This window comes from Arcticibacter sp. MXS-1 (assembly GCF_041902385.1).
GTDB lineage: Bacteria > Bacteroidota > Bacteroidia > Sphingobacteriales > Sphingobacteriaceae > Arcticibacter.
On sequence record NZ_CP169244.1, the window covers coordinates 1,876,142 to 1,887,008 of the forward strand.

General features: G+C 50.2%; 8 protein-coding genes, 2 tRNA genes and 1 pseudogene. 9 read left to right on the top strand and 2 right to left on the bottom strand.

Annotated elements, in window-relative coordinates; translation table 11 throughout:
* Window positions 1-90 precede the first annotated feature (90 nt).
* The 9 genes and pseudogenes from ACES2C_RS08080 (at window position 91) to ACES2C_RS08120 (ending at window position 9,836) form a co-directional block, all read left to right on the top strand.
* Window positions 91-405 (top strand): hypothetical protein, encoded by a 315-nt coding sequence (locus tag ACES2C_RS08080; RefSeq protein ID WP_374166464.1) that lies wholly within the window; start codon window positions 91-93, stop codon window positions 403-405.
* A 328-nt stretch (window positions 406-733) separates the two neighbouring features.
* Window positions 734-806, top strand: a tRNA-Met gene (locus ACES2C_RS08085).
* A gap of 274 nt (window positions 807-1,080) precedes the next feature.
* Window positions 1,081-3,885, top strand: coding sequence for a glycoside hydrolase family 2 protein (locus ACES2C_RS08090; RefSeq protein WP_374166465.1), 2,805 nt, complete (start codon window positions 1,081-1,083; stop codon window positions 3,883-3,885).
* A 142-nt stretch (window positions 3,886-4,027) separates the two neighbouring features.
* Window positions 4,028-5,386, top strand: a complete 1,359-nt coding sequence (locus ACES2C_RS08095) for a glycoside hydrolase family 105 protein (protein WP_374166466.1) — start codon at window positions 4,028-4,030, stop codon at window positions 5,384-5,386.
* A 371-nt stretch (window positions 5,387-5,757) separates the two neighbouring features.
* Window positions 5,758-6,537 carry an exodeoxyribonuclease III gene (xth, locus tag ACES2C_RS08100; RefSeq protein ID WP_374166467.1) on the top strand — a complete coding sequence of 260 codons (780 nt, stop codon included), beginning with the start codon at window positions 5,758-5,760 and terminating at the stop codon, window positions 6,535-6,537.
* A gap of 118 nt (window positions 6,538-6,655) precedes the next feature.
* Window positions 6,656-8,113, top strand: a complete 1,458-nt coding sequence (locus ACES2C_RS08105) for a glycoside hydrolase family 28 protein (RefSeq protein WP_374166468.1) — start codon at window positions 6,656-6,658, stop codon at window positions 8,111-8,113.
* Window positions 8,114-8,272: 159 nt separating this feature from the next.
* Window positions 8,273-8,344 (top strand) — tRNA-Glu (locus tag ACES2C_RS08110).
* 324 nt (window positions 8,345-8,668) lie between these two features.
* Window positions 8,669-9,172, top strand: a pseudogene (locus ACES2C_RS08115) (phage integrase SAM-like domain-containing protein); the annotation flags it as partial.
* Window positions 9,173-9,635: 463 nt separating this feature from the next.
* Window positions 9,636-9,836, top strand: coding sequence for a tyrosine-type recombinase/integrase (locus tag ACES2C_RS08120; protein ID WP_374166928.1), 201 nt, complete (start codon window positions 9,636-9,638; stop codon window positions 9,834-9,836).
* A gap of 14 nt (window positions 9,837-9,850) precedes the next feature.
* Here the strand turns inward: ACES2C_RS08120 and ACES2C_RS08125 are convergent, their stop codons facing one another.
* Together ACES2C_RS08125 and ACES2C_RS08130 are read right to left on the bottom strand one after the other, a co-directional pair.
* Window positions 9,851-10,387 (bottom strand): DUF5712 family protein, encoded by a 537-nt coding sequence (locus ACES2C_RS08125; RefSeq protein WP_374166469.1) that lies wholly within the window; start codon window positions 10,385-10,387, stop codon window positions 9,851-9,853.
* A 3-nt stretch (window positions 10,388-10,390) separates the two neighbouring features.
* Window positions 10,391-10,843 (bottom strand): BfmA/BtgA family mobilization protein, encoded by a 453-nt coding sequence (locus tag ACES2C_RS08130; protein ID WP_374166470.1) that lies wholly within the window; start codon window positions 10,841-10,843, stop codon window positions 10,391-10,393.
* Between the last annotated feature and the right edge of the window lie 24 nt (window positions 10,844-10,867).

Here is a 10,867-nt window from a genome sequence, read left to right on the forward strand (position 1 = left end):
GCTCGCATACCTCCAGTCTAGTGGGCATTAAAGTATCAGCAAAAAGGCTGTTCGTCCGTACTAAGTGCCACATAAGGCTTTTACCTAATCATGGGAAGGTATTTTTCCCTGTTCTCCAAAATGACCCAAATCAGCACGGCCGATAGAACAAGTGCCAGGGGTAAACCTGACGACAACGAAAAAGCCGTTAGCACTATCCCTGCCATCACCGGACAAATAATAATTGCCCCCAACGCTCTGAATCTCGGAATAATGATCAGGAAGCCGCCAACGATCTCCGCAACGCCTACCAGGGGTAGCAGCTATTTGATCTGTATCAAAGCACCAAACATGGCCATAGCGTTTTGCGGCATATCTTTGGGCGAAGACGAATGGTTGACCAAATTGAGGGCCAGTAGCGATTAGCTGTCATTGCTGTCCGGTTGATAGGGGTGGATCGTTTAGCTTAAAAAGCAGGAACGTTAAGCATCGGAATTTAAATTATAGCACAGGTAACCAACTCCTTAGCTGAAATCCTCGCTTGTTCGCTAAAACAACACATCATTTGTCTATCTTTGCAACGCTGGCGAGCAGCGGATTTGGGAAATTCTCTAATCGTTTGCACGAAGATTTCAGGTATTGACAAATGGTTCGGGATCTTTCAGATAGCGGAGCAGAGGGAAAGGTTGATGGTCTTCCCGTTTTGTTGAAAGCTGATAGTAGTGCTGCTTTCGAAGGCTTATACAAAAAACAGTGCGGGGTGGAGCAGTTGGTAGCTCGTCGGGCTCATAACCCGAAGGTCGTCAGTTCGAGTCTGGCCCCCGCTACCTGAATCGGACAGCTTAGATCAATCTAATGCTGTCTTTTTTTGTCGTTTCAGCACGTTGGTAAGCCGCATAATCTTTGCGGCTTCCGCTCACTAAGCTTTTCCTTTTGATCCATAAGATGGGAAATTTGTTTTTATCTTGCAATTTCTCCTGTCCTGTAATATCTTGCTGAACAGAATTCGTAATTCCCAAGGTGTTGCAAGCGATTATCGACCAGAAGCTGAGAGACTAAGGAATTCTGTCTTTCCTACGACCCAACTAACGCCTGATGTGTATGAAACGTCTTTTGATCGTGTCGTTTTTATGTGCCTTTGCCAGATTATCCCTTGCTCAGGAGGGGCTGGCCGTCAAGCCGCTCCGTCAAAAGATCAACCTTCAGGGCGAATGGCAATTTGCCCTTGATACCGGGGATGTTGGAATTGCACAAAAATGGTTCCTTCAAAGCCTGACAGACAAGGTGACGCTTCCCGGAACAACCGACCTCAATAAGAAAGGCTTTCTGAACAGGGATACAACCACCATGCACCTCAATCGCGTTTATAAGTACGAGGGCGTGGCCTGGTATCGGAAGAAAGTGGTAATACCGGCCGGCTTTAAGGGAAAGCACATTGAACTCCACCTTGAACGGACCAAGCCAAGCAAGATATGGGTAGACGGAAAGCTGGTGGGCGCCTCTATGTTGCTGCAAACGCCGCAGGAATTCGATTTGACCCAATACCTCAGTCCCGGAACGCATTTTATCACCGTACGTGTCGATAACCGTCTGCAGCTCACTCCATACGGCAACGTACATATTTACTCGGACGATACGCAGACCAACTGGAATGGCATCATCGGCGAGTTGTACCTTGAAGCCTCTGCACGCACCCGGATAACTGATCTTCAGGTTTATCCCAATGTTTCCGCCCGTAGTATCAGCGTGAAGATGCGTGTCAGCAACCCCCTGCGCGTGAGAACAGCCACAATTGAGCTCATGGTGGAAAAAAGCGTTGCCGGGAAAAAGCAGCGACTGAAATCTCAGCGCCTCACCCGCGCCTGCGATTCGGTTATCACCCTCAGCTATGCTTTGGGCCAGGCGGCAGACCTTTGGGACGAGCATCAACGGCCGCTTTACAAGCTTACTGCCGTTCTGCGGGCCGGGACTGCTGAAGACTCCAAAACGGTACCATTCGGAATGAGAGAGTTTAAGGCGCAGGGAACACAGTTTGCCGTTAACGGGAAGGTCACCTTCCTGCGAGGTAAGCATGATGCCTGCGTGTTTCCACTGACAGGCCATCCCCCTATGGCCGTCGAAGGATGGCTGAGGGTGTTTAAGATTGCCCGGTCCTATGGCATCAATCACTATCGTTTTCATTCCTGGTGTCCTCCCGAGGCTGCTTTTGCCGCTGCGGACCAGGTGGGTATGTATTTACAGCCCGAGCTGCCTTTTTGGGGTGGATTGAACACTGACTCTGTAGCCGGCATGCTCAGGAAGGAAGGAATTCAGATGCTTAAACAGTATGCTAATCATCCGTCCTTCGTCATGTTTTCACATGGAAACGAGATCTGGGGTGGCCATGAGCGGGTTGAAAAGAATATTCTGGCATTGAAGAGGCTTGACCCCAGGCCCCTTTATACACTGGGCTCCAACGTTAATATCGGCTACTACGCGCCGACCAGATCGTCCGACTTTTTCGTTGGTGCGCGCACTCCCTCCAACGGCGATACGATCCTGACCCATACACGGCTCACTCATGCTTTTGCTGATTCCCGAGAGGGAGGCATTCTAAACAGATTAAGGCCCGGTACAGAAGTGAATTTTGATTATCCGGTGTCTCAGCTAAGCATACCTATAGTCAGCCATGAGATTGGCCAATACCAGATCTACCCGGATTACAATGAGATCAGAAAATATAAAGGGGTGTTACAAGCCCGTAATCTCGCAGTTTTCCGGGAGCGCCTCCAAAAGGCCGGCATGTTGGATCAGGACGGAGATTTCCAGAAGGCTTCAGGTGCCTGGGCTGCACTTTGTTATAAAGCAGAAATGGAAGCTGCACTGAGGACAAGAGGCTTCGCTGGCTTCCAATTGCTCGATCTGCAGGATTTCCCCGGCCAGGGGACCGCCCTGGTCGGCATACTTGATGCTTTTATGGAACCTAAAAACGTCATCAGCCGGCAGGACTGGCTGATGTCATGCAATGACGTGGTCCTTCTGCTCAAATTTCCCCGCTATTGCTGGACCAATAAAGAGACCTTTACCTCAACGCTTCAGATAGCCAATTATTCTGGAGAAGCTCTGCAGGATGAAATCAAATGGGAGATCCGAAGTCAGTCGGGGAAGATATTAAAACAAGGTCAATTTCATCCTGCATCTGTGCCCCGCGGACTAAGCACGGTCGGCGACATAACGCTTCCCCTTGACGCCTTTGCTGAAGCAGAAAAGCTCACCGTCCTCCTTTCTGCCAAAAATACAGGCTATCAGAATACTTATCCGCTTTGGGTATACCCTGCACGAGATGAAATTGCGGGGATTAAAGAGATCGTCGTAACGAGCAAGTACGATCAGGACGTCCGTCTCAGGCTACAGCAGGGCGAAAAGGTGCTGCTGATGCCCGCTCCTGCTCTGGTTAAAGGGAAGAGTGTTGGAGGTCTCTTTCCTCCTGAGTTCTGGAACTGGGGGATGTTCAAGAACGTCAGTGAGTCGAACAAGAAGCCTGTTTCGCCAGGAACCCTCGGCCTGTTAATGAATCCGCAGCATCCTTTGTTCAAGTCGTTCCCTACTGACCCTCACACTAACTGGCAGTGGTTTTCCATTGTGAAAGCCAGCAGTCCGCTGTTCCTGGACAGGGCACCAGCTGGATATAGACCTATTGTACAGGTGATCGACAACCTGGAGCGCAATCATAAGCTGGGGCTGATATTTGAGTTTAAAGTCGGGCCTGGCAAATTACTCGTATGCATGTCAGATCTTGAGAAGATCAGGCAGGAGCCGGAAGCAAAGCAGTTTTATCAGTCGATCGTGAGCTACATGAATTCCGGTGCCTTCAATCCGTCTGCCGCCCTCGCCCCCGAAGAGGTAGGAGAGTTGTTCTCGGAGTAATGAAATGGAATTGTGCGAAGCGGGACCATGATAGTAAAGGTTGCAGCCATTATGTGGATAGAGCATATTTGCTTTGTTAGTTGATAGCAGCGCTAAAGACACCCGCCTGCTTTTGATGAACTGACCAGTTAACTGAACCGCTATGAAGAAAGACATCTTTTTATTTTGCCTGTTGCTGATTTTGGGTCTTCCCTGCTCAATCCTGGCCCAGTATGTCAGTGGGAAAGGGAACGATGTAACAAGTCCCCTCCATTTGATGAAGCCCGATTATTCAATCCCTTATGGTCAAACTAAGCCCGGCGATGTGCTTGCCGTTGTGGAGCGTGTGTATCAATATCTGAACCAGGTGACTCCTATGCAGCTTGAAGACAAAAGCACGGGGAAAGAAGTTGACGATTTAAAGCGGGTGAACCCGAATGTGGTTTTTAAACAGGGCGATTTCCGGCTCATTAGCTACGAATGGGGAGTGACCTATACGGGAATGCTGGAAGCAGGAGAAGCGATGGGTGATAAGAAGTATACTCGTTACACCCTGGACCGGCTTAATTTTATTGCGAAAGTGACAGACAGTTACAAAAGTTATCTGCAGAGTCACAAGGGAGCTGAAACCCCTGTACGTTCGGTACTCGAACCTCATGCGCTTGATGATGCAGGTTCAATGGCTGCTGCTATGATAAAGGCGATGCGTTTGGGTGCATCCAGGCAACTGTTAGAGCCGGTTGTAAAGAACTACCTCGACTATATTATGAATAAGGAATACAGGCTGACCGACGGTACGCTCGCCCGCAACCGGCCCCTGCCCAATACCCTGTGGCTTGACGATCTGTACATGAGCCTTCCTGCTCTGGCGCAGATGGCTGCCTTTTCCGGGCAGCAGAGATACTTCGACGAGGCAGTGAAGCAATACCGGCTGTTTTCCGGACGTATGTTTAACAAAGAAAAAGGACTTTACATGCATGGCTGGGTAGAAGGGATGGATCCTCATCCCCAGTTCCACTGGGCAAGGGCGAACGGCTGGGCTCTGATGACTAAAGTTGAGCTGCTCGATGCTCTTCCTGTCAGCCATGAAGGCCGTAAGGAGATCCTTGCAATGCTCCGCCAGCATGCCCAGGGGCTCGCCTCACGACAGGACAAAGACGGATTCTGGCACCAGCTGGTAGACAGGAACGATTCCTATTTAGAAACCTCTGCTACTGCTATCTATGCCTACTGTATTGCCAGGGCCATCAACAAAGGCTGGCTGGATGCCAAAGCATATGGCCCAATGGTTCTCCTGGCATGGAATGCAGTGGCTACTAAGGTGAACGAAAAGGGCCAGGTGGAAGGCACCTGCGTTGGCACGGGCATGGGCTTTGACCCCGCATTCTATTACTATCGCCCGGTCAGCAATTATGCCGCTCACGGCTATGGTCCGGTGCTGCTGGCGGGAGCTGAGGTGTACCGCCTCTTACAGAAGCACCCCTTTGAGCTGAACGACAGTGCTGTGATGCTGAAGAATTGAACGCTGGCTCCTGCTTTTGCTCCTCGCAGTAGCGATTACAATGAACCGATAAACAGCACTGTTCTGAGCAGAATGATGCTTTGCTTTGTTAGCAAATTGCCTCTCGTCGGGAGGAAGAAGAGAGAGTTGAATGAAGTAAAATGGCATTGAGGGCTGAAAGGACCGGCATGATCCACGATCATCAAATTGAATTAGCTAAGGCTGGAAAAGCAAGATGGGCAGGGAAAATAAAAAGGTGAATCAAAAGATCGTATGATTTGTAATAAATTCGTAGCCTCCAGCTCAGAAACGCTTAGCCGACGGCAGGTGGCTTTGAACTGTTGTATTCCAGCGACCGGTCGGACTGAGATTAGTTAAAAGAAAAGACAGAAATGAAGATTGCAACATATAACGTAAACGGTGTCAATGGACGCCTGCCTGTTCTATTGAGATGGCTTGATGAGGCCGCTCCTGATATTGTTTGTCTGCAAGAGCTGAAGGCGCCGCAGGAGAAGTTTCCTGAGCAGGCCATCACAGACGCCGGTTATAATGCCATCTGGCATGGACAGAAAAGCTGGAACGGAGTTGCCATCCTCTCACGGGGTCTTGAGATTGAAGAAGTAATGCGCGGGCTTCCCGGCGACGAGGAGGATACGCAAAGTCGCTATATCGAAGCGAAAATTGCCGGACTGAGGGTAGGATGCCTCTATCTGCCCAACGGAAATCCTGCTCCAGGACCCAAGCTCGACTACAAAATGGGCTGGTTTGAACGTCTGAAAGCACACAGTGCCGAGCTGCTGCAGCTGGACGAGCCTGTGGTTTTGACTGGTGACTACAATGTAATGCCCACCGAGCTGGACGTGTACAAGCCCGAACGATGGGTGGACGACGCCCTTTTTCGTCCCGAAGTGCGCGAGGCTTTTCATTCGCTCGTTGCCCAGGGCTGGACGGATGCCATCAGGAAACTTTATCCCGATCAAAAGATTTATACGTTCTGGGATTACTTTCGCAATGCTTACGGGCGGGATGCCGGGTTGCGTATCGACCACTTCCTGTTAAGTCCCCACCTCGACAAACGACTGCTCGCAGCGGGTGTCAATCGTGAAGTGCGCGGATGGGAAAAGACCAGCGATCACGCCCCCGTCTGGATTGAGCTGACTGCGGGAGGCTAAAGCAGAAAGCTTAAAGCACAAAGTTTAAAGCGGAAAGCACAAAGCTCAAAGCAGAAAGCTGAAGTTTGATTGCTGACTGCTGATTGCTCAAACTGCCAATACAACACTACAATATAACATGACAAAATATAGTTCAAGGAGAAAATTCCTGGAGAAGGCTGGAAAAGGATTGCTTTGTGCTCCTCTGCTCGCTTCATCTGTTTCGGCACTAGCCACAACTGCCGGGAACGGGACCAGGCCGGCAGGACAGGAGAGGAAGCAAGTCAGATCAAACACGGCTCTGGAAGCAGGGCAGGGAGAAAGCAAGCGGGGCGTCCGACTGGACATTCGCGATTTCGGAGCAAAGGGCGATGGTTCCTCTAAGGATACTGCCGCTGTTCAGCGTGCCATTGATCGCTGTTCGGTTCTTGGCGGAGGAGTGGTAACGGTGCCTGTCGGTAATTTCCTGACCGGTGCTCTCGCTTTACGCTCGCACGTGGAGTTGCATCTGGAGAGCGGTGCCAATTTGGTCGGCTCATCGGATCTGGACGACTATCCGGTGAGCGAGGTCAGGTGGGAAGGGAAATGGATACCGGGTCACACTGCCCTGATCTATGCCAGGGATTGTGAGAATATCAGCATAACAGGCCCGGGCAAGATCTCAGGAAGTCACAGTGTGGGTGGCAGGCCGAGCGCAGATCGGCCTCTTCGTCGCCCCGCTTTGATCGAGCCCATCGGTTGCACTAATTTGCGCTTTGACGGTTTTTCGACTGATTATCATCTGATGTGGTCCATACATCCCACCTATTGCGACAATATTCATATCAGCAACCTGACGATCAGAAGTACCGGCGGGAATGGTGACGGTATCGACATTGATTCCTGCAAGCATGTGATTATTGAGCGATGCGATATTTCAACGGGAGATGACTGCATATCCTTAAAGTCTGGTCGGGGCATGGAAGGCTATGCATTGCTGAAGACCACGGAAGATGTCGTGATCCGCGACTGTACCTTTGCCGACTCGATTTTTGCCTGCATCGGCATTGGAAGTGAGACCTCGGGCGGGATTCGTGACGTGAAGATTGAGAGCTGCAACTTTACGTATGCAAAGACGCACGCGATTTATATTAAGAGCCGGCCGGGGAGAGGTGCTTTTATAGAGAACATTGATGCCGAAAACCTGAAGGTCGGGAAAATGGAGGGTGGCTTCCTGCGGTTTAATATCCTTGGAAGCGGCCTGCAGGATCAGGTGCCTGTTCCGGGAGCCGAAGGCATCCCGACGATCAGGAATTTCAGTTTTTCTAATGTCAAGGTAGAGGATGTGCCGGTGCTGGTAGAGGGGACGTCTATTCATCCCCGCAAGCCGCTGGACGGCTTTGTGTTGGCGAATGTGACGGGCACCTGCAGGAAGGGGATCACCCTGGCCAATATCAAAAATGCCAGGCTCAAAGATATTAAGGTAAGCGGCTTTGCCGGACCTCTTCTGGGGGTGTATAACGTGTCAGGATCGGGGCTAAAGGACGCGGTTCAAATCGCTGCACCGAAAGTCCCCGAAGAAATAAAGGCAGCCGAAACGCCCTACGTCCTGCAATAACGGATGCTGCTTATATCTTCAGCAGGCAGAGCAGGTAGCCGGCATAGGCAAAGGATATGGCCTTCTGAATAAAATTTTAAAAATACTCTTGCGGAAATAAAACTTAACACTATTTTTGCAGCCGGTTTTGGGGCTTATGCCTCCTCAACCTTCCCACAGGGTCCATTCGTCTAGGGGTTAGGACGCAAGATTTTCATTCTTGAAACAGGGGTTCGATTCCCCTATGGACTACACATCTTGAAGTCAAAACATACAAAAGCGTGCAAATTAAACGTTTGCAGGCTTTTTGTTTTTTACAGCATCCTGATTCATTCAATTATTCGCATAAAACAAGTGAGTAATTCAGTGAGTCGATTCCCCGCATACCTTTACTCACTGGAAACGTTGTAACGAATTGTAAAACAACGTGTTCAGCCGTTGAACATCTTGACTACCATAGGCTGCAAGGCTAATTTTGTTCACCATAAATGATGTATTATCATGAGTACAAATTATTCCTTGCTCTTCTACTTGAAGAAACCAAAAAACTATGTGTGCGGCCCTAAGCCGATTTACATGCGTATCACCGTGGCCGGTGAACCCAAGGAGGTGTCCATCGGCCGCGAGTGTGACCCCTTGCGGTGGAACGCCAAGGCCAATCGTGCCAAGGGAACGAAAGAAGAAATCCGTAACCTGAATGCCTATCTCGACACGCTGGAACGGAACGTGGCCAATGCCCACCTGCAACTCGTAAAGGACGGTACGGAAATCACCGCCGAAACGCTGAAACTGAAATACCTTGGCAAAGACATGCAGCAGCGGTATTTGATGGAAACGTTTACCGAACACAACCGGAAGATGGAAGCGTTGCTTGGGAAAGGCTTTAAACCCAACACGCTGAAAGGCTACAACACCTCAATAGGCCATCTCACCGCATACCTATTGAAATGCTACGATGAAGTGGATATCGATATCCAGCGCATTGACCATGCGTTCATCACAGGCTATGAGTTTTTCCTCCGCTCTGATATGGGATGCAGTGCGGTGTCGGCAGCCAAGTACATGAAACACCTGCGTAAAATCATAAACCAGTGTCTTGCACACCGATGGATTACTGAAAACCCCTTTGCGTTTTACAAAACGAAAGCCAAGCCAAGGGAAAAGGAATTTCTCACGCCCGATGAACTGGACAGGATAGCCCAAAAGGAATTTTCCATAACAAGGCTGGCACATGTGCGCGACATCTTCGTGTTCTGCTGCTATACGGGGCTGTCATACGCCGATGTACGGAAACTGCAAAAGACGGACATCGCCAAGGGTATTGACGGTAGATTATGGGTATTGACCAGCCGGGAGAAAACGGAAACTTCCTCCAACATCCCGCTGCTTCCGCAAGCCTTGGAAATCATCGGGCGCTATGCAGACTATCCCTCATGCGTAGCAAAGGGATTGGTTCTTCCGGTATTGAGCAACCAAAAGATGAACAGCTACCTGAAAGAGATTGCCGACCTGTGCGGCATCACCAAAAAAACTGACATTCCACATGGCGCGGCACACATTCGCCACCGCGGTGACACTGGCCAACAATGTGCCTATCGAAACGGTTTCCAAGATGCTGGGGCATACCAACATCAAGACCACCCAGCACTATGCCAAGCTGCTGGACACGCGGATTGGCAGCGATATGGAGAAACTAAAAGAAAAGTTAGGATTCCGTACAAACATTTCGTTATCGGCTCCTTAACGGTTCTTATTAGCTCATATCGGCTCATTATTAAGTTCTTTTTTATAAATTTGTGTCATGAGCAAAGTAAGTGTACATACTGAATTTCTTGATATCTTTTGCCCGCTTTTCACCTCCCTGTCGTTGTGGCCGTAATAGCGGTGGTTTTCCAGCTTGCCGAACCAAAGCAAATCGCTGTGGCTGTCGATGCCGGGGCGTTTGAAGTTACGGGCATATTCGTCCATTACCCTCGTGGCAAATTCCTTTAGCTTTTCCCTTGCCCCGTCCTCGCCGTATTTGGACACGAGGTGCGCCAGTTCCTTGTGGCTGGGGCTGACGTTAATGAGGAAGAACTTGCTGTCGTCCCTGCCCAGCTTGGCTACGTTGCGGTCTATGCCCATCCTTACTTCGTGGGGTTTGATGTCGCTGGCCGTCCCGTTGAACCAACGCTCCGGCTTATTTTCCATCCCGTTTTCGGGCTTCATCCGGTTTTCCTTTTCGAGGTAATGCACCAGCGCACCGCTGCTGCCCTTGTTGTCGCCCGTTTCCGACTTGGTGATGTTGATGTACATACGTTACAGATTATCCAGTGATTGCCTTGCACGCCCAGCCAGTTCCTCCTTTTTGGCCGCCGATACAGGCCAGCCGAGGGTTTCCCTTTGGGTAATGTAGTAATCCAGTACCTGCCGGAACCTGGACTTCAATGTTTCCCTTTCCCGCATGTTGCCAAGTATCTTTTTCAGTGTACCGTCCACCAGTTTCAGGTAGCCGATGGTTTCCCTGCCCATGATGGTTGCCTCCGACTGCCCTTTGCCGATGTTCTTCAAAAGCGGGCTTTGCATCTTGGCGATGGCCATCAGTTCCTCCATTGCCGAATACATCGGCACCAGCATATCACCCTCCTGTTTGCGGATGAACGAGAGGATGCGGCTGATACCGCTTGACAGTTCCTTTTTCAGCACCTCGTCGTTCAGGTCGGCGGGGTCTTTCTTGCTTTTGTAGAAATAATCCACCATCTGCATGACCACTTTCGTTCTTCGATTGAACTTTAG